The sequence below is a fragment of the Sphingomonas sp. KC8 genome, from assembly GCF_002151445.1.
GTDB lineage: Bacteria > Pseudomonadota > Alphaproteobacteria > Sphingomonadales > Sphingomonadaceae > Sphingomonas_E.
Map to the genome: position 1 here is coordinate 3,153,608 of NZ_CP016306.1, position 23,117 is coordinate 3,176,724.

27 protein-coding genes are annotated in these 23,117 nt (G+C 64.4%); 13 read left to right on the top strand and 14 right to left on the bottom strand.

The features are described from left to right. Nucleotides 1–45: 45 nt before the first annotated feature. The 6 genes from pheT to KC8_RS14880 form a co-directional block, all read right to left on the bottom strand. Nucleotides 46–2,415 (bottom strand): phenylalanine--tRNA ligase subunit beta, encoded by a 2,370-nt coding sequence (pheT, locus tag KC8_RS14855; protein ID WP_010126514.1) that lies wholly within the window; start codon nt 2,413–2,415, stop codon nt 46–48. Continuing rightward, on the bottom strand, nt 2,412–3,494 hold the full coding sequence (gene pheS / locus KC8_RS14860; protein WP_010126515.1) for a phenylalanine--tRNA ligase subunit alpha: 1,083 nt from the start codon (nt 3,492–3,494) through the stop codon (nt 2,412–2,414). The genes pheT and pheS overlap by 4 nt, the downstream gene beginning before the upstream one ends. A 44-nt stretch (nt 3,495–3,538) precedes the next feature. Continuing rightward, nucleotides 3,539–3,853 carry a GIY-YIG nuclease family protein gene (locus tag KC8_RS14865; protein WP_010126516.1) on the bottom strand — a complete coding sequence of 105 codons (315 nt, stop codon included), beginning with the start codon at nt 3,851–3,853 and terminating at the stop codon, nt 3,539–3,541. A gap of 196 nt (nt 3,854–4,049) precedes the next feature. Then, complete coding sequence (gene rplT / locus KC8_RS14870) at nt 4,050–4,427, bottom strand: 50S ribosomal protein L20 (RefSeq protein WP_010126517.1); 378 nt, start codon at nt 4,425–4,427, stop codon at nt 4,050–4,052. Between the two features lie 13 nt (nt 4,428–4,440). Then, the gene (gene rpmI / locus KC8_RS14875; protein ID WP_010126518.1) at nt 4,441–4,644 is read right to left on the bottom strand and encodes a 50S ribosomal protein L35; all 204 of its coding nucleotides are present in this window, start codon (nt 4,642–4,644) and stop codon (nt 4,441–4,443) included. A gap of 127 nt (nt 4,645–4,771) precedes the next feature. Further along, on the bottom strand, nt 4,772–5,959 hold the full coding sequence (locus KC8_RS14880; protein WP_010126519.1) for a phospholipase D-like domain-containing protein: 1,188 nt from the start codon (nt 5,957–5,959) through the stop codon (nt 4,772–4,774). A 143-nt stretch (nt 5,960–6,102) separates the two neighbouring features. Here KC8_RS14880 and rpoZ point away from each other — a divergent pair, with 143 nt between their 5' ends. Beyond that, entirely contained in the window at nt 6,103–6,444 is a 342-nt protein-coding gene (gene rpoZ / locus KC8_RS14885) for a DNA-directed RNA polymerase subunit omega (RefSeq protein WP_010126569.1), read from the top strand. A gap of 148 nt (nt 6,445–6,592) precedes the next feature. Here rpoZ and KC8_RS14890 read toward each other — a convergent pair whose 3' ends face one another. Further along, nucleotides 6,593–7,099, bottom strand: coding sequence for a winged helix-turn-helix transcriptional regulator (locus KC8_RS14890; RefSeq protein WP_010126570.1), 507 nt, complete (start codon nt 7,097–7,099; stop codon nt 6,593–6,595). Between the two features lie 119 nt (nt 7,100–7,218). On the opposite strand from KC8_RS14890, the gene KC8_RS14895 reads away from it, so the two are divergent. Both KC8_RS14895 and KC8_RS14900 read left to right on the top strand, forming a co-directional pair. After that, nucleotides 7,219–7,527 carry a CC_3452 family protein gene (locus KC8_RS14895; protein ID WP_010126571.1) on the top strand — a complete coding sequence of 103 codons (309 nt, stop codon included), beginning with the start codon at nt 7,219–7,221 and terminating at the stop codon, nt 7,525–7,527. A gap of 122 nt (nt 7,528–7,649) precedes the next feature. Then, nucleotides 7,650–9,746, top strand: a complete 2,097-nt coding sequence (locus KC8_RS14900) for a RelA/SpoT family protein (protein ID WP_010126572.1) — start codon at nt 7,650–7,652, stop codon at nt 9,744–9,746. Between the two features lie 28 nt (nt 9,747–9,774). On the opposite strand, the gene KC8_RS14905 is transcribed toward KC8_RS14900, so the two are convergent. The 5 genes from KC8_RS14905 to rpmF all read right to left on the bottom strand — a co-directional run bounded on the left by KC8_RS14905 (nt 9,775) and on the right by rpmF (nt 12,841). Beyond that, complete coding sequence (locus tag KC8_RS14905) at nt 9,775–10,161, bottom strand: MerR family transcriptional regulator (protein WP_010126573.1); 387 nt, start codon at nt 10,159–10,161, stop codon at nt 9,775–9,777. An 8-nt stretch (nt 10,162–10,169) separates the two neighbouring features. Continuing rightward, nucleotides 10,170–10,469 (bottom strand): integration host factor subunit alpha, encoded by a 300-nt coding sequence (locus tag KC8_RS14910; RefSeq protein WP_029624681.1) that lies wholly within the window; start codon nt 10,467–10,469, stop codon nt 10,170–10,172. An 89-nt stretch (nt 10,470–10,558) separates the two neighbouring features. Next, a complete protein-coding gene (locus KC8_RS14915) occupies nt 10,559–11,521 on the bottom strand; it encodes a beta-ketoacyl-ACP synthase III (protein ID WP_010126575.1) in 963 nt (320 codons plus the stop codon). Continuing rightward, the gene (plsX, locus tag KC8_RS14920; protein WP_010126576.1) at nt 11,518–12,555 is read right to left on the bottom strand and encodes a phosphate acyltransferase PlsX; all 1,038 of its coding nucleotides are present in this window, start codon (nt 12,553–12,555) and stop codon (nt 11,518–11,520) included. The genes KC8_RS14915 and plsX overlap by 4 nt, the downstream gene beginning before the upstream one ends. A gap of 106 nt (nt 12,556–12,661) precedes the next feature. Beyond that, nucleotides 12,662–12,841: a 50S ribosomal protein L32 gene (rpmF, locus tag KC8_RS14925; RefSeq protein WP_010126578.1), complete on the bottom strand. Its 180-nt coding sequence runs from the start codon at nt 12,839–12,841 to the stop codon at nt 12,662–12,664. Between the two features lie 197 nt (nt 12,842–13,038). Here rpmF and KC8_RS14930 point away from each other — a divergent pair, with 197 nt between their 5' ends. Further along, nucleotides 13,039–13,467, top strand: a complete 429-nt coding sequence (locus KC8_RS14930; protein WP_010126579.1) for an MAPEG family protein — start codon at nt 13,039–13,041, stop codon at nt 13,465–13,467. 24 nt (nt 13,468–13,491) lie between these two features. On the opposite strand, the gene KC8_RS14935 is transcribed toward KC8_RS14930, so the two are convergent. Then, the gene (locus KC8_RS14935; RefSeq protein ID WP_029624682.1) at nt 13,492–14,160 is read right to left on the bottom strand and encodes an MBL fold metallo-hydrolase; all 669 of its coding nucleotides are present in this window, start codon (nt 14,158–14,160) and stop codon (nt 13,492–13,494) included. Between the two features lie 44 nt (nt 14,161–14,204). Here KC8_RS14935 and pabB point away from each other — a divergent pair, with 44 nt between their 5' ends. The 3 genes from pabB to msrA all read left to right on the top strand — a co-directional run bounded on the left by pabB (nt 14,205) and on the right by msrA (nt 18,098). Then, the gene (gene pabB, locus KC8_RS14940) at nt 14,205–15,971 is read left to right on the top strand and encodes an aminodeoxychorismate synthase component I (protein ID WP_029624683.1); all 1,767 of its coding nucleotides are present in this window, start codon (nt 14,205–14,207) and stop codon (nt 15,969–15,971) included. A gap of 145 nt (nt 15,972–16,116) precedes the next feature. Then, nucleotides 16,117–17,319 carry a pyridoxal phosphate-dependent aminotransferase gene (locus KC8_RS14945; protein ID WP_010126582.1) on the top strand — a complete coding sequence of 401 codons (1,203 nt, stop codon included), beginning with the start codon at nt 16,117–16,119 and terminating at the stop codon, nt 17,317–17,319. 62 nt (nt 17,320–17,381) lie between these two features. Continuing rightward, nucleotides 17,382–18,098: a peptide-methionine (S)-S-oxide reductase MsrA gene (msrA, locus tag KC8_RS14950; protein ID WP_010126583.1), complete on the top strand. Its 717-nt coding sequence runs from the start codon at nt 17,382–17,384 to the stop codon at nt 18,096–18,098. Between the two features lie 31 nt (nt 18,099–18,129). Here the strand turns inward: msrA and pyk are convergent, their stop codons facing one another. Then, nucleotides 18,130–19,605, bottom strand: coding sequence for a pyruvate kinase (pyk, locus tag KC8_RS14955; RefSeq protein ID WP_010126585.1), 1,476 nt, complete (start codon nt 19,603–19,605; stop codon nt 18,130–18,132). A gap of 80 nt (nt 19,606–19,685) precedes the next feature. Here pyk and KC8_RS14960 point away from each other — a divergent pair, with 80 nt between their 5' ends. The 6 genes from KC8_RS14960 (at nt 19,686) to KC8_RS14985 (ending at nt 23,098) form a co-directional block, all read left to right on the top strand. Then, on the top strand, nt 19,686–20,099 hold the full coding sequence (locus tag KC8_RS14960; RefSeq protein WP_010126586.1) for a DUF1244 domain-containing protein: 414 nt from the start codon (nt 19,686–19,688) through the stop codon (nt 20,097–20,099). Between the two features lie 152 nt (nt 20,100–20,251). Beyond that, complete coding sequence (locus KC8_RS14965) at nt 20,252–20,854, top strand: PEPxxWA-CTERM sorting domain-containing protein (RefSeq protein WP_232455553.1); 603 nt, start codon at nt 20,252–20,254, stop codon at nt 20,852–20,854. A 227-nt stretch (nt 20,855–21,081) separates the two neighbouring features. Continuing rightward, nucleotides 21,082–21,324, top strand: a complete 243-nt coding sequence (locus KC8_RS14970; RefSeq protein WP_010126588.1) for a DUF2312 domain-containing protein — start codon at nt 21,082–21,084, stop codon at nt 21,322–21,324. 24 nt (nt 21,325–21,348) lie between these two features. After that, on the top strand, nt 21,349–22,011 hold the full coding sequence (locus KC8_RS14975) for a glutathione S-transferase family protein (protein ID WP_010126589.1): 663 nt from the start codon (nt 21,349–21,351) through the stop codon (nt 22,009–22,011). 26 nt (nt 22,012–22,037) lie between these two features. Next, entirely contained in the window at nt 22,038–22,355 is a 318-nt protein-coding gene (locus KC8_RS14980) for a heavy metal-binding domain-containing protein (protein ID WP_010126591.1), read from the top strand. A 2-nt stretch (nt 22,356–22,357) separates the two neighbouring features. Further along, entirely contained in the window at nt 22,358–23,098 is a 741-nt protein-coding gene (locus KC8_RS14985; RefSeq protein WP_232455707.1) for a hypothetical protein, read from the top strand. The last annotated feature ends 19 nt before the right edge of the window (nt 23,099–23,117 follow it).

Consider the following 23,117-nt stretch of genomic DNA (forward strand, 5'->3'; position numbering starts at 1 on the left):
GGCCGCGAACGGGGGCGAACCGCCATGGCCCGCCCCCGTAAGCAATCAGCCGCGCAACGTGGCACCGATCTTGGCTGCCGCCGCCACCACTTTGGCGGCGATTGCCTGAAGATCGGCGTCGGTGAAGCTCTTGTCGGCCGGTTGCAGCGTGATTTCGATCGCAAGCGACTTCTGCCCGTCGGGCACCCCCGCGCCGGTGAAGACGTCGAACAGCCGGGCATCGACGATCGCCACCTTGTCCGCGCCCTTCACCGCGCGAATCAGGTCGTCGGCGGCGCGGTCGGTAGGCACGAGGAAGGCGAAGTCGCGCGTCACCGGCTGCAAGGCCGGCGGCGCATAGGCGCTGCGCATATGGCCGCTGGCCCGCTTGGCGGGGATCGCATCGAGGAAGAGTTCACCCGCGATCACCGTGCCATCGACATCGAACGCGCGCGCGGTGGCGGGGTGCAGTTCGCCAAATTCGGCGAGCACGGTCTTCGGCCCCAGCCGCAGGGTGGCCGAACGGCCGGGATGGTAGACGGATGAAACCGGCCCCATCACCTGCAAGCGATCGACCGGCGCCCCGGCGGCGGCAAGAATGGCGATCGCTTCGGCCTTGGCGTCATAGGCGTCGAAGCCGGTCGCACGACCCAGCTTCCAGTCACGCGGGGTTTTGTCGCCGGCTAGAACGAAGCCCAAGGTCGGGCGTTCGGCATCGGCCAGATAGCGGCGGCCGATTTCGAACAGCCGGATGGTGGCGGCGCCACGATCGGCATTGCGCTTGGCAGCGGCGATCAGGCCGGGCAGCAGCGACGGCCGCATCACCTTCAGATCTTCGCTGATCGGGTTGGCGAGCGTCCATGCGCCACCGCCGAATACGGCTGCGTCGGTTTCGGACACGAAGCTCCACGTCACCGCTTCGTTTAGGCCACGCGCGGCGGCCGTGCGGCGCACCTTGCGTTCGATCATCTGGGCGGGGGTGGCGGTCGGCCGGGCGACGCCTTCGGCACGCGGCAGCGGGGTCGACGGCACCTTGTCGATGCCTTCGATGCGGACGATTTCCTCGACCAGATCGGCCGCGCCATCCACATCGCGCCGCCAGCTGGGGATCAGCACCGTCCAGCCGGCATCGATCTTGAAGCCAAGGCTGGCGAGGATCGCGCGCTGGCGATCGGCGGGCACGACGAAGCCAGCCAGCTGTTCGGTGAGCGCGGTATCGAAGCGTAGCGTGCGGGCGGGGATCGGCGGTTCGCCGGCTTCCACCACATCCGATGCCTCACCGCCGCACAATTGCTGAACCAGTTCGGTGGCGATGGCGAGGCCGTCACCAAGGAATGCCGGATCGACGCCGCGTTCGAAACGGGTGCGCGCATCGCTGGTCAGACCCAGTTTCTGTCCGGTCCGGGCGATATGTTCGGGCGTGAAATAGGCGCATTCGATCAGCACGTCGGTGGTGCCATCGGCGACCCCCGAATGCTCGCCGCCCATGATGCCACCAATGTCGTGCACTTGCGCGTCATCGGCGATCACCGTGATGTCGGGATCGAGATCATAGGTCTTGCCGTTGAGCGCGAGCACGGTTTCGCCGGCGCGGGCCTTGCGGGCGACCAGCGCGCCCTTCAGTTCGGCAAGGTCATAGACGTGCAGCGGCCGGCCATGATCGAGCATCACATAATTGGTGATGTCGACAAGCGCCGAAATCGGCCGCTGGCCGACTGCCGTAAGCCGGTTGACCAGCCATTCGGGCGATGGCCCGTTGGTGACGCCGCGCACGACGCGGCCGAAGAAGGCCGGGCATCCGTCGGTGTCGTCGGTGCGAATCTCGATCGGGCAGGCAAAGCCGCTCTTGATCGTGGGGACGATCAGCGGCTTCAGGTCGCCAAGGCCGGCGGCGGCCAGATCGCGGGCGATGCCGCGCACGCCCATGCAATCCTGCCGGTTGGGGGTGATGGCCACGTCGATCACCGGATCGGTGAGGCCAGCCCATGCGGCATAGACTTCGCCCACCGGCGCGTCGGCCGGCAGTTCGATAATGCCCTCATGCGCTTCGGACAGTTCGAGTTCGCGCATCGAACACATCATGCCGCGCGATTCGACACCACGGATCGCGGCGATCTTCAGCGTAACATCGAGACCGGGAACATAGGTGCCCGGCCCGCCGAACACGCCGACCAGGCCGGCGCGGGCATTGGGCGCACCGCACACCACCTGCAACGGCGCATCGCCACCGATATCGACCGACAGCACCTGCAGCTTATCCGCCTGCGGATGGCGTTCGGCGGTCAGCACGCGGGCGATGGTGAACGCGCCGAGCTTGGCGGCGGGGTCTTCGACGCCTTCAACCTCAAGACCGACCTGCGTCAGTGCGACGAGGATTTCGTCGAGGCTGGCCTGCGTGTCGAGATGATCCTTGAGCCAGGAGAGGGTGAACTTCATGCGCCGACTCCTGCCGAGAGCGTGGGAACGTCGAGGGCGGCGAAACCATAATGTTTCAGCCAGCGCAGATCGCCGTCGAAGAAGGCGCGCAGATCGTCCATGCCATATTTCAGCATCGCCAGACGATCGATGCCGCAGCCAAAGGCAAAGCCCTGCCACTCATCGGGATCAAGCCCGCACGCTTCGATGACGCGGCGATGGACCATGCCCGAGCCGAGGATTTCCATCCAGCCATCGGGTTCGGCCCCGCCGATGACGCGGCGGCCATCGACCAGCGTGTAGCCGACATCCACTTCGGCCGATGGTTCGGTGAAGGGGAAGTAGCTCGGGCGCATCCGCAGGACGATATCGTCGCGTTCGAAGAAGGCCTTCACGAAGGTTTCCAGCGTCCATTTGAGATGGCCGAGGGTGATGCCGCGATCGATCACCAGCCCTTCGACCTGATGGAACATCGGCGTGTGCGTGGCATCCGAATCCGAACGATAGGTGCGGCCGGGGGCGATGATCCGGATCGGCGGCTTCTGCGCCATCATCGTGCGGATCTGCACCGGCGAGGTGTGGGTGCGCAGCAGCATCTTTTTCCCGTCCTTTTCGTCGGGGAAATAGAAAGTGTCGTGCATCGCGCGCGCCGGATGCGTCTCAGGAATGTTGAGCGCGGTGAAATTGTGCCAGTCGTCCTCGATCTCGGGGCCGGTGGCGACGGCGAAACCCAGATCGGCGAAGATTTCGGCGAGTTCGTCCATCACCTGGCTGACCGGGTGGACCGAGCCTTGCGGCGTGGTCGCCGCGGGAAGCGTGAGGTCGATCGTCTCGGTGGCGAGCTTGGCTTCGAGGGCGGCGGCATCGAGCGCGGCCTTCTTGGCGGCGATGGCATCGCTCACTTCGGTGCGCAGGCTTTGGATCAGCGGGGCCTGTACCTGCCGTTCCTCGGGGCTCATGCCGCCCAGCGTTTTCATCAGGGCGGCGATCTCGCTCGCCTTGCCCAGCGCCTGCACGCGCACGGCCTCGATCGCGTCAAGGCTGTCGGCGGCTTCGGTGATCGAAAGCAGCTTCGATCGGATCAGGTTCAGATCGGTCATTTTCCTACCTTCGTCATCACCGCGCGGGCGGCGATCCATAAATTCTATCGCTGCGGGATTGCAGTGCCGAGGCCAAGGCCTTCGGCCAGATCAATCCAGCTGGGATTGGTTGCTTCGATCAGGTTGAGCTTCCAGTCCCGTCGCCATTTCTTGAGCTGCTTTTCACGCAAGATCGCCGAGGTCATGTCCTCGAAGCTCTCGAAATGGACGAGGCGGGTCAAGCCGTAGCGGCTGGTGAAGCCCTTGATCAAGCCTTCACGATGCTCGTGCAGTCGTTTCGCGAGATTGGATGTAACGCCGATGTAGAGGGTGCCATGTTTTGCGCTGGCGAGGATGTAGACGATTGGGTTCCGTTCCATCCCATTTCCCCCGTCATTCCCGCGCAGGCGGGAATCTATAACCCCAAACGCTGTCGATAGAGGCGCATCGTCAGAGAATATGGATTCCCGCCTGCGCGGGAATGACGGAAAAGGAGGGATGAGGCCGGCCCATAAGCAAAGGGCGCGGACCACTTGCGTAGTCCGCGCCCTTTTAAAGCTTCAGGCTGTGATGCCGTTACGCCGCGACGCGGGCGCCTTCCGGCAGGGCAGCCTTGGCCTGCGCGATGATGACGCTGAAGGTTTCGCCTTCGTGCATCGCCATGTCGGCCAGAACCTTGCGGTCGAGTTCGATGCCGGCCAGCTTCAGGCCGTGCATGAACACGCCATAGGTGAGGCCTTCGACGCGAACCGCAGCGTTGATACGCTGGATCCACAGGGCGCGGAACGAACGCTTCTTAACCTTGCGGTCGCGATAGGCGTACTGACCGGCCTTTTCCACCGCCTGGCGGGCGATGCGGATCGTGTTCTTGCGACGGCCATAATAGCCCTTCGCCTGGTCGAGGATGCGATTATGCTTCGCCCGGGTGGTAACACCCCGCTTGACGCGTGCCATATGCCGCTACTCCTCAGTTCAGGCCGTAAGGGGCCCAGAGCTTGATCGTGGGCGTATCCGCCGACGAAAGCACCGAAGTCCCGCGGTTCTGGCGGATATACTTGGAATTGTGCGAGATCAAACGGTGGCGCTTGCCGGCGACGCCGTGCTTCACCTTGCCGTTCGCGGTGATCTTGAACCGCTTCTTGACCCCGCTCTTGGTCTTGAGTTTGGGCATTTTCGTCTCCTGATATGCGACGTAAGGGATCGCCACGGCAGCCCATACCAGCCGGGCAATCCTGCAGAATCGCGGAAGCCGGGGCCAATAGCCGGAAGGGGCGGGTTTGGCAACCGCAAGCGCCCGGTCACACCGGTTCGACGCCGAAGTTCAGCCGTCGGGTCAGCCGCACGTCGACCACTGCCAGCAGAAAATAGGCCACGCCCCATTGCAGCCGGGCCAGCCAGCCGCTGCGCTTGCGATGGCTTTCGCGCGTCACCTCTTCGGATTGGGCGCATTCCTGGTCGACATAACTGCGCAGCTGATCGGCGAAGGCGCGATCCTCGATCCGCAGCATCACTTCCAGGTTCAGGTACAGGCTGCGCATATCGAAATTGGCCGATCCGATATAGACCGCATTGTCGATCACGATCAGCTTGGTGTGCAGTTTGCACGGCTGAAATTCGAAGATTTGCACCCCGCGCTTGAGCAGCAGGCGATAGGTGTGGCGCGCGGCGGCGATTGTGGACAAATTGTCCGACCGCGCGGCGGTGACGACGCGGGTGAGGCCGCGGCAGGCGACCGCGCCGATCCGGCGGAGCATGGCCGGGTTGGGGATGAAGTATGCCGCGATGATGTCGAGCCGCTGGGCGATAAGAAGGTCGTTTTTCACCGCGCGCGCCCACGGGTTGAGCCGTTGCGTCGGCCCGCCGATCAGCCAGCGCACGGGGCCTGCGATCTGGCTCCAGCGCCTGAGCGCGCGGCGCAGATCACGCATCCGGGCTTTGGGCGTGCGTGCCCAGCGCTGTACGGCATCGAAATAGCCGCCGATATTTGCCGCAGCCGGCCCTTCCAGCAGCAATCCCAGGTCGCGCCACGCGCGCGTATCGCTGGCGTCGTGGAAATAGTCGTCCTGGATGTTGAAGCCGCCGATCAATGTGCGCCGGCCATCGGCGACGATCAGCTTTTGATGATTGCGCAACAGATAACGCCTGCCGAATCGCGGAATGAAACGGCAAATGTCGGCCCCGGCCTCGCTCAACGGGCGAAAGAAGTCCGCGCTGGCGGTGCTGCCGAAATCATCGACGATCAGCGCCACCCGCACGCCGCGTCCAAGGGCGCCCAGCAAGGCTGCGCGAACCGTCTGGCCGGTCGCGTCATTGGCATAGGTATAATAAAGCAGCCTGAGGCTCGTTTGCGCGCCATCGATCAGGTCGATCAGCGCTCGCAATCGCTGCGGGCCTTCGGTTAGCAGGACGAATTGGTTGCCCGCGACGGTGAAGGCGTCGCTGGCGATGACCGCATCGGCATTCTCGCTGGTGAATCCTCCGCTCATTGTCATAGCCATGCGCCCTGCCGGTCATGGGCGCAATCGCCGGGGTGAATCCGGCCGGCGGCCGGGGATTTCATTGACTCTTGTAGCGGCCGCTGGTACCGGCCACGCTTTCCCGAAGCTTCAATAATCATACGGAGCGACACATGGCGCGCGTTACCGTCGAGGATTGCGTCGACAAGATTCCGAACCGGTTCGATCTGGTGCTGTTGGCAGCCCAGCGTGCGCGCCAGATTTCCGGCGGTGCGGAGCTGACGCTCGATCGCGATCGCGATAAAAATCCGGTGGTCGCGCTGCGCGAGATCGCCGAACAGACCGTAACCCCGGTCGATCTGCACGAAGCGGTGGTGTCGAACCTCCAGCGCGTGCGCGTGGACGATGAAGATGCGCCGGATGAAGTCGGCTCGCTGGCCGCGTCGGCCGAAGCGCTGCGGCTCACCGCCGCTGCGCCCCCGCGCAACCAGAATATCGGCAGCGATTACGAATAAGCCCTGCTCGGGGAGGCCCTGCGTCTCCCCGGCCAAAGCGATCCGTGCAGCCGGTGGTTGCGCGAACGGATAGGAAATAGGGAGGCCATTGCGGTCTCCCTATTTTCGTTTGGGCGGCTTTCATATGGTTCGCCGCGGTTCGACCGGCCTATTTCGCGCCGATCGGTTCACCCGTGTAGATGCAGCGGGCTTCCGCGCGTTCGATATCGGCGCGATCCACCCAGCGCAGATCATGCAGGCCAAGCGGCCTGCCATCCTGCGCGCGGACCAGGATATCGGCGACCGGCTTGCCCTCCTGCGCATCCACCAGCACCGGATTGTTGGGTGTGCCCGCTTCCCATTTCTCGCCCCATTGGCGCAGCGCGATCAAGGTCGGCAGCAGGGCTTCGCCTTTGGGGGTCAGCCGATATTCCACCTTGCGGCGATCATCGTCACAGGCCCGCCGTTCCAAAATGCCATGATCGACCAGCCGGGTGAGCCGGTTGGCCAGAATGTTGCGGGCGATGCCCAATGTTGTCTGGAACTGTTCGAAATGGCTGAGGCCGTTGAACGTCGCGCGCAGGATCATGAACGACCAGCGTTCGCCCATCGCCTCCAGCGCGGCGGGCAGGCTGCACTGGATTACGGTTCGCTTGAGATGTTCGATCGGGGCCATCGCCAAGAAATAGGCCTTTCCGCAGCGTCTGGCAAAGGCTCGTCGTCATCCGCCGCATTTAAGTTGCAAAACGCAATTTAATGACATAGGTTGCATTTGGCAACTTACAGGAGGTTCCGATGTTGCGCTTCGCCCTTCTTCCCCTTGCTTCGCTCATCGTCGCGGCGTTTCCGGCGCAGGCACAAGTCCAGCCGATGTACCGCGCGGCGCTCGCCACCCCGATCACCGCCACGCTCGTCGTCAAGGATCTACGCTGGTCCTGCGGGGGCGACAGCTGTTCGGCGCTCCGCACGGGGAGTTCGCCCGACGCGAATGTCTGCGCGGCGGTCGCCAGGAAACTTGGTCCCGTCACCGGTTTTTCGGCAGGCTCCAACATGTTCGATGCCGCCGCACTCGAAAAATGCAACGCGGCCGCCAGGCGCGGTTGACCCGAATTTTCACCGGCCCACCCCTGCCGCCTCTGCCGTTCGCTACGGCAGGGGCGGTTTCTTGACCGGCGGAATAGCTTTCTTTGTTGCAAAGCAGCGCAACCCCGCCACATCATGGGTGGGTGCTGCGTCAATATGAACTAGTCGATCGGGTCCTGAGCTACGATCCCGAGGCCGATGAGGCCCTCATCAACCGTGCTTATGTGTTTTCCATGCAGGCGCATGGCAGCCAGAAGCGCGCATCCGGCGATCCCTATTTCAGTCATCCGATTGAAGTGGCCGGTATCCTTACCGATTTGCGGCTGGATGACGAAACGATCGTGACCGCGATCCTCCACGACACGATCGAGGATACGGTCGCCACGCCCGAACAGATCGAAAAGATGTTCGGGGCCAATGTCGCCCGGCTCGTCGATGGCGTCACCAAGCTGTCGAAGATCGAAGCCCAGACCGAAAATGAACGCGCGGCTGAAAATCTGCGCAAATTCCTGCTGGCGATGTCGGGCGATATCCGCGTTCTGCTCGTGAAGCTGGCCGATCGCCTGCACAATATGCGGACGCTCCACCACATCCCCAATCCGGACAAGCGCCGCCGGATCGCGCGCGAGACGATGGATATCTACGCGCCGCTCGCCGAACGCATCGGCATGTATGAATTTATGAAGGAGATGCAGACGCTCGCCTTCCGCGAACTTGAGCCGGATGCTTACGCTTCGATTTCGAAGCGCCTGGAACAGCTTCAGGATGGCGGCGGCGATCGTATCGCGCGGATCGGATCGGGTATCCGCCTGTTGCTTGGCCGGGCCGAAATGCAGGCCGAGGTCACCGGGCGCGAAAAGCATCCTTATTCTATCTGGAAGAAGATGGCCGAACGGCACATCAGCTTCGAACAATTGTCCGATATCATGGCCTTCCGCGTGATCGTCGCGGACGAGGCGGAATGCTATCGGGCGCTGGGGATCATTCACCAGAAGTGGCCGATGGTGCCCGGTCGCTTCAAGGATTATATTTCGACGCCCAAGCGCAACGGATATCGTTCGCTCCACACATCGGTGATCCACAGCGAAAAGGCGCGGATCGAGATTCAGATTCGTTCGGTCGATATGCACGCGCAGGCCGAATTCGGCCTTGCCGCGCACTGGGCCTACAAGCAGGCGAACGGCCAGCCGGACGCGCAGGCCAACTGGATTCGCGATCTCCTCGAAATCCTCGAACATGCCGAATCGGCCGAAGAGATTCTCGAACATACGCGCATGGCGATGTATCAGGATCGCATCTTCGCCTTCACCCCGACCGGTGAACTGATCCAGCTGCCGAAAGGCGCGACCCCGGTCGATTTCGCTTATGCGCTGCACACCGATCTGGGGGATCAGACGGTGGGTGCCAAGATTAACGGCCGGGTCGTGCCGTTGCGCACCGCGATCGAAAATGGCGATCAGGTGCAGATCCTGCGATCCAAGGCGCAGGAGCCGCAGCCCGGCTGGCTGGGGTTTGTCGTCACCGGCAAGGCGCGTGCCGCGATCCGCCGCTTCGTGCGCCACAAGGAACGCGACGAAATGATCGCGCTCGGCCGGAAATTCTATGACGAGATCGTCCAGCGGCTGCCCGCGCAACTGGGGCAGGAGGCTTTGTCCTCGGCGTTGAAGCGGCTCAACCTGCCCGATCAGGATGTGCTGATGGAGGCCATCGCGCGCGGCACCATGTCCGATGGTGAAGTGATGGAAGCGCTGATGCCGGGCGCGGGCGGTGGCGATGTGGCGGGTGGACGGCCCAAGCCCCAGCAGCGCGAGGCGATTTCGATCAAGGGTCTTACCCCCGGCGTCGCCTTCACCCTGGCATCCTGTTGCAATCCGGTGCCGGGAGATCGCATTGTCGGCCTGCGCCGGCCCGATGAGGCGGTGGAGGTGCATGCGATCGATTGCGCCAGCCTGGCCGATGGCGTCGATGCCGATTGGGTCGATCTGGCCTGGGGCGATGGCAGCGACGGCGGCACGGCGCGGCTGGTAGTGATCGTCAAGAACGAGCCGGGGTCGCTCGGCGTGATGGCCAGCATTTTAGGGGCGCAACAGGCCAATATCGTCAATCTGTCGCTGGTGCACCGCGACTCGAGCTTTCACACCTTCAATCTTGCGATCGAAGTGCATGATGTGACGCATCTGATGCGGATATTGGCGGCGCTGCGGGCCGCCGATGCCGTTTCGTCGGCGGAGCGCGTCTAGCTGACGGCACAGCGCGCCGCTGGCCGGCTTACTTGTCGGCGAGTGCGTCCGCCAGATCGTCGCGAATCGCTTCCAGCTCACTCATAAGCGAATCGTCGTCGGCGGCAGCGGTCATGCTGGCCGGCGGCGCGGTCACCTCGGTTTCGATGGGGCTTTTGTCGCCGGCGGCGAGCAGTTGCTGCACACCCCGAATCGTATAGCCTTCATTGTTCAGCAATTCATTGATGCGGCGCGCGAGGGCCACATCCGCCGGGCGATAATAACGCCGGTTGCCAGCGCGTTGCAGCGGGCGCAGCTGGGGGAAACGTGTCTCCCAGTAACGCAGCACATGCTGCGCCACATCCAGCTCGCTCGCCACTTCACCGATCGTGCGAAAGGCGGAATCGGCCTTGGTCACGCGATCGTCAGTTCCCATTCCGTCGCTCAGCTCGCCTTGACGATGCGTTCCCGCATCATCTGGCTGGCGCGGAAGGTGAGCACCCGGCGCGGTGCGATCGGCACTTCTATGCCGGTCTTTGGATTGCGGCCCATGCGTTCCCCCTTGTCCCGCAGCACGAAGCTGCCGAAACCCGAGATCTTCACATTTTCACCGCGCTCCAGCGCCTTGCTCATATGGTCGAGAATCTGTTCCACCATCGTCGCCGATTCGGCCCGTGAAAGGCCGATATTGCGATGAACGGCTTCAGCCAGGTCGGCTCTGGTCAAAGTACCTGCCTCGGTCATCAACGTCCCCTATCGTTAAGTCCGTAGGGGCGTGATCATACGCCTGTCGATAACGGTCGCAAAGCCCTGATTCTGTATGAAGACGCGTCTCAATACCGGACGGCCGCAGCACCCCAGGTGAAGCCGCCGCCCATCGCTTCGAATACGATCAGGTCGCCGCGCTTGATGCGTCCGTCGCGTACCGCCGCGTCGAAGGCCAGCGGCACCGAGGCGGCCGACGTATTGGCGTGCTGATCGACGGTCACGACCACCTTTTCCGGCGCCAGCCCCAGCTTGCGGGCGGTGGCGTCGAGGATGCGGCGGTTGGCCTGATGCGGCACCACCCAATCGACATCGGCGATCGACAGGTTGGCCTTGGCCAGCGTTTCGCCCAATACGGTCGCCAGATTGACGACGGCATGCCGGAACACTTCCTGCCCCTTCATGCGCAGCTTGCCGACGGTGCCGGTGGTTGACGGTCCGCCATCGACATAGAGCAGCTGGTTGTGCCGGCCATCGGCGTGCAGCGCGACGGACAGGATCCCTGCGTCGCCATTTTCCTCGGCCTTCAGCACCACCGCGCCCGCGCCATCGCCGAACAGCACGCACGTGGTGCGGTCTTCCCAGTCGAGGATGCGGCTGAAGGTTTCGGCGCCGATCACCAGTGCGGTATTGGCGCTGCCGCTGCGAATCATGCTTTCCGCCACCGACATGGCGTAAAGGAAGCCCGAGCACACCGCCTGCACGTCGAACGCGATGCAATCGTTGATGCCGAGCGCTGCCTGCACCTTGGTGGCGGACGAGGGGAAGGTCTGGTCCGGCGTTGCCGTGGCGAGTACGATCAGATCGATCGCGGAGGCGTCCATGCCAGCGGCGTCAAGCGCGCGGCGGCTGGCGTCGGTCGCCAAAGTCGAGGTGGTTTCGCCATCGCCGGCGATGTGACGGAAACGGATACCGGTACGCTCGACGATCCATTCGTCGGACGTGTCGACCGTTTCTGCCAGTTCCGCATTGGATACGCGCCGGGCCGGCAGGGCCGATCCGGTGCCCGCGATTACAGCCCGCCGGGTCATGCCGTCACCTCATGCGCGCGAATCTGGTCGAGATCCTCGGCGATTCGCCGTCCCAGATCATTGCTCACCAGCCTTGCCGCCACGCCGATTGCATTCGCTACACCTTGTGTATTGGCGCCGCCATGGCTTTTCACGACGATGCCGTTAAGTCCCAGAAACACTGCGCCATTATGATTGTTGGGATCGAGATGGTGGCGCAGCAGATCGGTTGCGGGGCGCGAGATCAGAAAGCCGACCTTCGACCGGATCGAACTGGTAAAGGCGCGCCGCAGCAGATCGGTGACGAAGCGGGCGGTGCCCTCCATCGTCTTCAGCGCGATATTGCCGGAAAAGCCATCGGTCACGACGACATCGGCCTCGCCCCGGCCCAACCGGTCGCTTTCAATAAAGCCTTCGAATTGCAGGTGAAGGTGGCCTTCGGCGCGCAGCCTTGCGGCGGCATCGCGCAACTCGTCGGTGCCCTTCAATTCTTCGGTGCCGATGTTGAGCAGGCGGACGCGCGGTCGCTCGATGCCCAGCGCGCAGCGTGAATAGGCCGCGCCCATCACCGCGAATTCCACAAGGTTGCGGGCATCGCATTCGGTGTTGGCGCCCAGATCGAGCATCACCAGGTCATTGTCGCCCAGGGTCGGCAACAAGGCGGCCAGTGCCGGCCGGTCGATGCCCTTCATCGTGCGCAGGGACAGCTTGGACATCGCCATCAGCGCGCCGGTGTTGCCCGCGGATACGGCGGCATTGGCCGCGCCCTGCTTCACCGCCGCGATCGCAAGGCCCATCGATGTCGTCTTGGCGCGGCGGATGGCCTGGCTTGGCTTGTCCGCACCGCTGATCGCTTCGGGCGCGTGCGCGACGTCTGCCCGGTCGTTCAGGATCGGATGCTTCGCCAGTTCGGCGCGAATCAGCGATTCGTCACCGAACAGCGTGAAGCGAAGCGCCAGATCGCGCGCGGCGGCAAGCGCCGCGCCTTCGATCATGGTCGCGGGGCCACCGTCGCCGCCCATCGCGTCGATGGCGATTTGCGGCGTTCCTGCCATGCCCCTTACTCCGATGCCCAGATCTTGGTCGGTGGATAAGAGCCTGATTCACGCCTTTGACGGAAGCGCATGGCGCATCCACCGCAGAGGATCAGGCTCTTGAGGATCAGGCCTCGACCGGAACGATTTCACGGCCGTTATAGTGGCCGCAGGCGTTGCACAGGTTGTGCGGACGCTTCAGTTCGCCACAGTTCGGGCATTCCTGGAAGGACTCGACCGAAAGCGCGTCGTGGCTGCGGCGCATGTTGCGCTTTGACGGCGAAGTTTTTCTCTTGGGGACTGCCATCTCGGCACCTATTCCATCTATGCAAAAAAAGAATAAGCGACGAGTTCTGCCGCTGGCGATCCATTGCTCCGGCTGGAGCAGGGGACCGAGCGGACTGGCTCGTCGCGAACGGCCTGCCCTATAGCGGATTCAGGCCGTGTTGCAACCCGCCGCGCGCCATGCGAGTCAGTCCATCCACAAATCAAGGGGATGAACGGATGGTGATCCTGCCGATCACGCTTACCATCGCGGCGGCCGCGGCGCTTATCAATATCTGGCTGGGCAGCCGTGTCGGCCGTGTGCGGATGGCGGCTAAGGTGCTGACGGGCGACGGGGGCCATGCGCTGTTGACCGCGCGGATGCGCGCGCAGGCCAATTATGTCGAGAACGCGCCGTTCTTCCTGATCCTGCTCGGCCTGATCGAACTGGCGCGCGGCCAGGCGCTGTGGCTGTGGCTGGTGGGGATCGGTTTCATCGTCGCCCGCATCCTCCACGCCTTCGGCATGGACAGCCTGGAAAAGCCGGCCAAGACCCGGATGATCGGCATCATCGGCACCTGGCTGCTGATGCTGGGCCTGGCCGTTTACGGGCTGGTGATCGTCTATGCGCTGCCGGGCGCGGCGGCGACACAGACGGTGATCGGTTGATTCGATCCCGCTGGCGCGCCGGTTTCAGCCGCGCGCCAGCACGCCATCGGCGACGAACGGGTTGGTCTGCCGTTCATGCGCGAAGGTCGACATCGGCCCGTGGCCGCAGACGAATGCGGTTTCGCCGCCCAGCGGCCACAGCTTGCGCGTGATCGCGTCGATCAGGTCGGCGTGATTGCCCATCGGGAAATCGGTGCGGCCGATCGATCCCTGGAACAGCACGTCGCCGACGATGGCGAGGTGCGATGGCGCGTGGTGGAACACGACATGGCCGGGCGTGTGGCCGGGGCAGTGGATCACGTCGAGCACCAGATCGCCCACCGTCACGGTATCGCCATCCTGCAACCAGCGATTCGGTTCGAACACGCGGCCTTCAATACCGTAATTGCGGCCGTCCTCGTCCAGCCGGGCGATCCAGAATCGATCGGCCTCGTGCGGGCCTTCGATCGGCACGCCGAGTTGTTCGGCGAGAATGCCGGTGCCGCCGCAATGATCGATATGGCCATGGGTGACGAGCAGCTTTTCGATCGTCACGCCGGCCTTTTCGGCCGCGGCCACCAGCCGGGGCAGATCGCCGCCGGCATCGATAAAGGCGCCGCGCATCGTGGTGGTGCACCAGATCAAGGTGCAATTCTGCTGGAGTGGCGTCACCGGCAGGATCGCGGCGCGCAAGGGGGGATTGGCGTCTGTCATCGTTGGGGGTTTACGAAAGCCCCCCCGGCGCGGCAACAGGCGGCGTGACGATCGATACCAGCCGCCCTTTCATCCTTCTCGACGACGCGCGGCAATGCGGCGCGGGGCCGGCCCGCCTGTATGTCGATCCGGTGGAGGTGATCGCAGCGGATAGGCTGGATGGCGTGCGGCCTGCCCTGGAACGATTGCGCGCGGCGCAGGCGGCGGGGTGCCATGCGGCGGGGTTCATCGGTTATGAAGCGGGGTTGGCGCTCGAAGGACGGCTGGAAGGGCTGCCAGTTCGACAAGGCGGATGCGCGCCGCTTTTGTGGTTTGGCCTGTTCGATCGATTCGCCAGCCTCGATTCCGATGGCGTCGCCGCGCTGCTGCCTGATCCGGCAGGTGCATGGGCAGGGGCGCCGCGCCCGCGAATCAGCTATGCGGATTATGCCGCCGCGTTCGATCGGGTCAGCGGCCTGATCGCATCGGGCGATATCTATCAGGCGAATCTCAGCTTCCGTGCCGATGTCGCTATCGCGGGCGATCCGCTCGCGCTCTACGCCGGGCTGCGCGGCACCAGCCATGGCGGGTGGGGCGGGGTGGTGTTCACCGAGCGGCACTGGCTGCTGTCCTGTTCACCCGAACTGTTCTTCACGCTCGACGATGGCGCGCTGACGGCGCGGCCGATGAAGGGCACCGCGCGGCGGGGCGTGGACGCTGCAAGCGATAAGGCGGCGGCCGCGGCGCTGGCGGATGATGCCAAGGAGCGCGCCGAAAATCTGATGATCGTCGATCTGCTGCGCAACGATCTCGCCCGTGTCGCGCAGGCCGGCAGCGTCGCGGTGCCGGCCTTGTACACGGTCGAAACCTATCCGACGATCCACACGCTCACCTCCACGGTCACGGCCCGGCTGGCGGACGGGCGGGATGCGGTGGATGTGCTGGCCGCGATCTTCCCCTGCGGATCGGTAACCGGCGCGCCCAAGATCCGCGCGATGGAGATCATCGACGGGGTGGAGGCGGATGCCCGCGGCGCGTATACGGGGTCGATCGGCTGGCTCGATCCGGCGGGCGACGCGGCGTTCAACGTCGCGATCCGCACGCTGGCGCTGGAACAGGGGGGCAGGGTTGCGGAACTGGGGCTGGGATCGGCGGTCGTTGCCGATTCGACTGCGGATGGCGAATGGCGCGAATGTCTGGCCAAGGGCGCGTTCGTGACCGCTGCGGCGCGTGCCTTCGATCTGATCGAAACGATGCGATTCGATCCGGCGCAGGGGTTGATCGAACTGGATCGGCATCTGGCCCGCATTCAGGCGTCCGCCGGCCAGTTCGGCTTTGCCTATAACCGGCACGATGCGCGCAATGAATTGCAGGCCGCCACCTTCCGCCTGCGCGAACCCCGGCGGGTGCGGTTGCTGCTGGCGCCCAGCGGGGCAATGGCGGTGGAGGTGCGGCCGCTGCCAGCCAATCCCGCTGTGGCGATGGTCGTCCTCGCACCGCGGCCCGTTGCCGGTGATGATTTCCGCCTGTGCCACAAGACCAGCGATCGCGGCTTTTACGATGAAGCGCGCCGGGCAGGCGGCGCGTTCGAGGTCGTCTTCGTCGATGCCCAGGGCTTCCTTACCGAAGGCAGTTTTACCAACATCTTCGTTGAACGCGACGGTGCCCTCGTCACCCCGCCGCTGGCGCGCGGATTGCTGCCCGGTGTGCTGCGCGGCGCCCTGATCGCCGAAGGCCGCGCGGTCGAGGGCGACATCACCCCCGCTGATCTGGCGGGAGGATTTTTCGTCGGCAATGCCTTGCGCGGGCTGATCCCGGCGCGGCTGGCCTGATGTTTTTCCGTTGCAGGCGGGGTGCCGTGCGCAATCGGCCGGTCGCATCGCACAGAATTAGTTGTCCGATGTTGCGCCGCACCAGTTGAGGAATAAACCCACCGGGGCTATAGGCCGCGCGCCTATAATTCCGGGGACACGATCCATGACCTTCACGTCCGCCGCGCTCGGCCGCATCAAGCCGTCCGCCACCCTCGCCATGACCAGCCGCGTTCTGGAGCAGAAGGCCAAGGGCATCGACGTGATTGGCCTGTCGGCTGGCGAGCCCGATTTCGACACGCCTGATTTCGTGAAGGCGGCCGCGATCGAGGCGATCAATGGCGGCAAGACCAAGTACACCAACGTCGATGGCACCGCCGAACTGAAGGCCGCCATCGCCGCCAAGTTCAAGCGCGACAATGGCCTCGCTTACGAAGCGTCGCAGATCAGCGTCAATGTCGGTGGCAAGCACACCTTGTTCAACGCCCTGGTCGCCACGGTCGATCCGGGTGACGAAGTGATTATCCCGGCCCCTTATTGGGTCAGCTATCCCGATATCGTGAACTTCGCCGGTGGCGTGCCGGTGATCATCCAGGCGGGTGCGGCGCAGGCCTACAAGATCACGCCCGAACAGCTGGACGCGGCGATCACGCCCAAGACCAAGTGGGTGCTGCTCAATTCGCCGTCGAACCCGTCGGGCGCGGCCTACACCGAAGCCGAACTGAAGGGCCTGGCCGAAGTGCTGCGTCGCCATCCCCATGTGTGGATCATGGCCGACGATATGTACGAACATATCGTTTATGACGATTTCCGCTTCACCACGATCGCGCAGGTCGCCCCCGATCTTTATGATCGCACCCTCACGGTGAACGGCTGTTCGAAGGCCTATTCGATGACCGGCTGGCGCATCGGTTTCGCCGGTGGCCCGACCTGGCTGATCAAGGCGATGGCCAAGCTCCAGTCGCAGTCGACGTCGAACCCCTGTTCGATCGCGCAGGCGGCGGCGACCGCGGCGCTCAACGGCGATCAGGGTTTCCTCAAGGATCGCGCCCGCGCGTTCCAGGTTCGCCGCGATCTCGTCGTCGGCCGCCTGAACGCGATCGACGGCATCGATTGCCCGACGCCCGAAGGCGCCTTCTACGTCTATCCCGATGTGTCGGGCCTGATCGGCAAGTCCACGCCCGCCGGCCTGAAGATCGAGAATGACGAGATGCTGATCGGCTACTTCCTCGACGAAGGCCGCGTCGCCGCGGTCCATGGTGGCGCGTTCGGCCTCGAACCGGCCTTCCGTGTCAGCTATGCCACGTCGGAAACGATCCTGACCGAAGCGTGCGATCGCATTGCCGAGGCGTGCGCCGCACTCAAATAAGTTGCATCTCTCGGGGGCCGCCCCACCTATCTCCCGTCGCAGCAGGTGCGAGGGATTCTGATATGGCCGGCCCCCGTTTCAACTGGATCGCAGCAACCCTTGCGACGGGTGTCGCGCTGGCCATGCTGATGCCGATCGCGCGGCCTGATGTGGCTGTCGCTGCTGCGGAGACGGCGGTTCGCCTGCCCCCGCCCACCTTCGATCCCCCGTCATCCGCCCGGTCCGAAACGGCAATCGTCGCCGGGGGCTGCTTCTGGGGCGTGCAGGGTGTGTTCCAGCGGGTGCAGGGCGTTACCTCAGCCGTGTCGGGCTATGCCGGCGGCACCAAAGCCAACGCCCGATATGATCGGGTCGGCAGCGGCACGACCGGCCATGCCGAAGCGGTGCGGATCACCTATGATCCCACCCGGATCAGCTATGGCCGTCTGCTCCAGATCTTCTTTGCAGTGGTGCACGATCCGACCCAGATCAACCGGCAGGGACCGGACATCGGCCCGCAATATCGTTCGGCGATCGTGCCCACCAGCGATGCGCAGCGCCGGGTTGCGGCGGGCTACGTCGCACAATTGGGCAAAGTGAACCCGTGGGGCCGGCCGATCGCGACCCGGATCGAGCCGGATCGCGGTTTCTTCGCGGCCGAGGCCTATCATCAGGACTATCTGACCCTGCACCCCGACCAGTTTTACATCCGCGTCAATGATCTGCCCAAGATCGCCGCGCTCAAGCAGCATTTTCCCGCACTGTATCGGGCCAAACCCGTGCTGGTGAACGCGCGCTGACGGGGGCAGGTCAAGCGCCGCTCCCCCGCGCTTATTCCTGCCCCTTGGCGTCGTGGCCCTTCAGTTCGTGGCCGGTCAGGCGCACGACATGGAGCACGTTGGTCGATCCCGGTGTGCCAAAGGGGACGCCGGCGGTGATGATGATCCGGTCGCCCGCCTTGGCGATGCCGTGGCGCAGCGCCATGCGCTTGGCCTTGCCGACCATTTCTTCGAAATCGGCGACGTCGCGGGTGTGGACCGCGTGCGAACCCCATAGCAGGCCCAGGCGGCGTGCGGTCGCAAGGCTGGGCGTCAGTACCAGCAGCGGCACGTTCGGCCGTTCGCGCGCGATTCGCCGCGCAGTGGATCCCGATGTCGTGAAGCAGATGATCGCGGCGGCCGAAACGGTGCGCGCGATCGTGCCCGCCGCTTCGGCAAGCGCATCGGCGGTGGTGGGGTCGGCCGGCGTTTCGGTGAAGTGCAGCCGGGCATAATAGCCGGGATCGCCTTCGACCGAGATGGCGATGCGGTGCATCATCGCGACCGATTCTTCGGGCCAGCTGCCCGCCGCCGATTCGGCCGACAGCATCACCGCATCGGCGCCGTCATAGATGGCGGTGGCGACGTCGGACACTTCGGCGCGCGTCGGCGATGGCGACTGGATCATCGATTCCAGCATCTGCGTCGCGACGACGACCGGGCGGCCCATCCGCCGCGCGGCTTCGACGATGCGCTTCTGCGCCGGTGGCACCAGTTCGGGCGGCAGTTCGACGCCGAGATCGCCGCGCGCAACCATCACCGCATCGGCCTGTTCGAGAATCTCATCGAGCCGTTCGAGTGCTGCGGGCTTTTCGATCTTGGCGAGCAGCGCCGCCTTGCCGCCGATCAGCCGGCGCGCTTCGGCCACATCCTCGGGCCGCTGGACAAAGCTCAAGGCGATCCAGTCGGCGCCCTGTTCGAGCGCGAAGGCGAGGTCCTTGCGATCCTTTTCGGTCAGCGCCGCCATCGGCACCACCACGTCGGGCACGTTCAGGCCCTTGCGATTGGATAGCGTGCCGCCAACCTCGACGATCGTTTCGGCGCGTTCGTCGGCAATGTCGGTGACGCGCAGCACCAGCTTGCCATCATCCAGCAGCAGCCGCGCGCCGGGCTGCAATGCTTCGAAAATCTCCCGGTGCGGCAGCTGGACGCGGGTCGCATCGCCCGGCGCGGGATCGCGATCGAGGATGAAGCGGTCACCGGTGTGCAGTTGCACTGCGCCATCCGCGAAGGTGCCGACGCGCAGCTTGGGGCCTTGCAGGTCGAACAGGATCGTCGTCGGGCGGTCGAGCTTGGCTTCCAGCGCGCGGATCGCGGCGACAAGCGCGGCTTTGTCGTCATGCCCGCCATGGCTCATGTTGATGCGGAACGCGTCCGCGCCGGCAAGGTAGAGCTTGCGGATCATCGCGGGGGTGGCGCTCGCCGGCCCGAGCGTTGCGAGAACGCGGACCTTGCGCTCGCGGGCGTGGGCAGCGAACTTATTGGCCATGACGATGCGCCTTCTTCCTTGCGGGATGAAGTCGGCTGGTTAGTGCCTATTTGCGACAGATCAAGTTGGGAGTTTGCGCCATGATGTCCACAGAAACGGCCACCCGGCCCGAAGACGCGATCGATGATGCGATCGCGGCGGCGGCATTTCGCCGGCTGTTGCGCCATTTGCGCCATCGCACCGATGCCCAGAATATCGATCTGATGGGCCTTGCGGGCTTCTGCCGCAACTGCCTGGCCGATTGGGTGGAGGAAGCGTCGGACGGCCGATTTGATCGCGAAACCGCGCGCTACCTTGTGTACGGCATGCCGTATGGCGAATGGAAAACACGCCATGTCGGCCAAGCGACGCCCGAACAGCTTGCCCGCATGGAAGCCAGCCTTGCGCGCAATCCTACCGCTGCGCAAGAGGCGCTCGACGCGGAACTGGATGAGGCGCTGGACGATAGTTTTCCCGCCAGCGATCCGCCGTCGATGACGGATCCGTCGCGCTGAACCAGGCCGGCGGCGCGGTGGCGGATTGACCCCGAAATGTGTCGGGAATGCTTACACTGCGGTTGTTTGCAATCTGTTAACCTCAGTTAAACCAGACTTGGCCCGAACCTTGCTTAACCCTCCAACGCATTCATTTGGATGGGGATAGTAGAGTGAAGTCAGCGATTTTGAAGTTTGCAGCAGTGGCCAGCCTTGGTCTCGCTTCGGCGGTGCCGGTGCAGGCGGCAACGACGTTCCAGGTCGATACCAGTTCGGCAAACACCTTCGTCACTTACACGCCGGACACGTCGTGGTTCAGCAACTTCTCGGCCAGCCTGTCGGCGCTGCCGTCGGGTCTCAAGTCGCTGGCGGTTGGCGAAAGCTGGACGTTCGATTTCATCGATATCACGATCACCGGCATCGGTTCGTCGGATATCGCGCTGGAAAGCCAGCTTTCGTTCCTCAGCCCCGGCGGTTCGACCGCGGGCAGCGCCAGCGGCTGGTATTCGAAGGGCGTGTTCACCACCTCCGGCGAACTGACCTGGGATGCGACCTCGCCGGTGACGGTGAACGGCGCCACCTATCTCGTCACGTTCGAGAATCTGTCGGGTCTGTCGTTCGAGCATCCGGTGACGGAAACGATCTCGGCCACGGTGACGCTGGTTGGCGAAGTGCCTGAACCGGCGACCTGGGCGATGATGATCGCGGGCTTCGGCCTGGTCGGTACGTCGCTGCGTCTGCGCGCACCGCGCCGCACGGCTGCCCGCGCCGCGTAACGCTTCCTGGCGTTTTGAACGGGATGAACGCCGTCGGCCGCAAGGCCGGCGGCGTCGTCATGTCCGGCCGCTTGCGCTGGGCCGGCGGCGATTCTCGTGCGCCGGGCGATGGCATCGGGCCGGGAATCCCTCCGGGTCTGGGATGGCGAGAACCTGATTCACGCTTTCGGCGGAGGCGATGAGGCTTTAGAGCCTTCGCTTCCATCGAATCAGGAGTGAACGACCGGATGAGCGAACCCAATGTCGCGGCCGATCAGCTGAGGCTGTTCATCGAGCGCATCGAACGGCTGGAAGAAGAGAAAAAGGGCATTTCGGACGACATCAAGGACGTCTATCTGGAAGCCAAGAGCCAGGGCTATGACGCCAAGACGATGCGTGCCATCGTCCGGCTGCGGAAGATGGAAAAGCATGCTCGCGATGAGGCCGAAGCACTGCTCGAAACCTACAAGGCGGCGCTCGGCATCGCCTGATCCCGTTTTGCACCGGGCCGGGCAGTGAAGCTCTATGGCGTCCTCTTTTCGCCCTACGCCCAGCGCTGCCTGATGGTGGCGCGGGCCAAGGGGTGCGAACTTGCGCTGGTTTCGCCGCCGCCCGACGGCAATTGGCGGTCGCCTGAATATCGGGCGATCAACCCGCTCGCCCGTGTTCCCTGCCTTGATGATGATGGCTTCGTGCTACCCGAATCGGGGCCGATCGCCGATTATCTCGATCGGGTGCTGCCCGGCCCGTCCCTGTGGCCCGCCGATCCGCGCGCGCACGCCCGCGCCGCGTTTGCCGCGCGCATGGTCGATATGGAAATCGGCCCTGGCGTGACGATGATTCTGGGCCATGCGCTGTTCGGTTTCGGTGGTGATGACGCCCCGGCAAGGGGGGTGAAACGGGTTGCCAAGGGATTGGCGGCGATCGCCCATTTTCGCGATGGGGCGGCTTCATGGGTGCAGGGCGACCGCTTCGGCCATGCTGATGCGGCGCTGCTGCCGATGCTCGCCATCTGCGACTATTTCAGCCTTGACGCGGCGATCGCTGCTGATCCCGGCCTTGCGACTTATTGGGGCCGTGCGCGATCGACCGAACAGGGCACCCGGCTGATCGCTGAAACCCATGCCGCGCTGACGGCCTTCCTGGCGCTGGCGAGCCGCGACCGGATCGGGCAATAGAACCGCAATTATCTGGAAGGACCGCCATGATCGTCACCACCACCCCGCAGATCGAGGGCCGTCCGGTCCGCGACTATCTGGGCGTCGTCACCGGCGAAGTGATCGTCGGCGCGAACATCTTCAAGGATCTGTTCGCGTCCGTGCGCGATATCGTCGGCGGCCGTTCGGGTGCTTATGAAAGCGCCCTGCGCGATGCCCGCAGCACCGCGTTCGATGAACTGGCGTCGGAAGCGCGCGATCTGGGCGCGGACGCGGTGATCGGCGTCGATATCGATTATGAAGTGCTCGGCCAGAATGGTTCGATGCTGATGGTTTCGGTCAGCGGCACGGCGGTGAAGCTTTGAACGTGCCGGCCATCGAACCTTCGATTCAGGGCATTCGGCGTGCGGTGATCGCCCAGCTCAAGCCGCCGTCCATGCCTGCCGAAATGTGGTTGGCGGCGCTTGCCGTCACCACCGCCGCCAACCTGATCGATTTTGCCGTGGTGCCGATGGTCGGGCAGGGTGGCAATGCGCCGCTGATCGCCGCGGCGGTGGCGCGCGTCGTCGCCGTCTTCTGGATCGGTTTTGCCATCGTGCGTCGCATGGCCGGGGTGCCGCGCCCATTTGCGCCAGACATGTCGCTGCTGCGCTATTTCGCGCTCACCTTGCTGCTGGCGATCGGGTTCGGCCTGTTTTCGCAAATCGCCAGTGTCGCGGCCGGCGCCGAGGCGGAGATGGCGGATATCTGGGTGGCGCATATTCTGGCATGTGCGATCTGGTATGCCTTCACCATCGGTTTGCTTGCGTGGCAGGCGGCGCTGGCGGTGAATGACGGCACGTTCCGGTTGAAGGGGCTGTTCGTTCGCCAGCAGGGCCTGCTGACGCCGCTCTGGCTGGCTTATGTCGCGCTGATCCTGCCCTTTGCGGCGATTCACGCCGCACTGGCGCTGGTTGGTGCAAAGCTCGCGCTGCCGGCCAAGGCGCTGGCCGCGCTGGCGCTGGTGGATGGGGCGGTTTCGGCGGTCCAGCTGGTCGCCACCTGCGCGCTGGCGGTCGTTGCATGGCGGCTTGCGTCGCCGTTGCGCGAAGGGGCCGCAGCCCGCTAAAGAGCGCACACAATTTTCA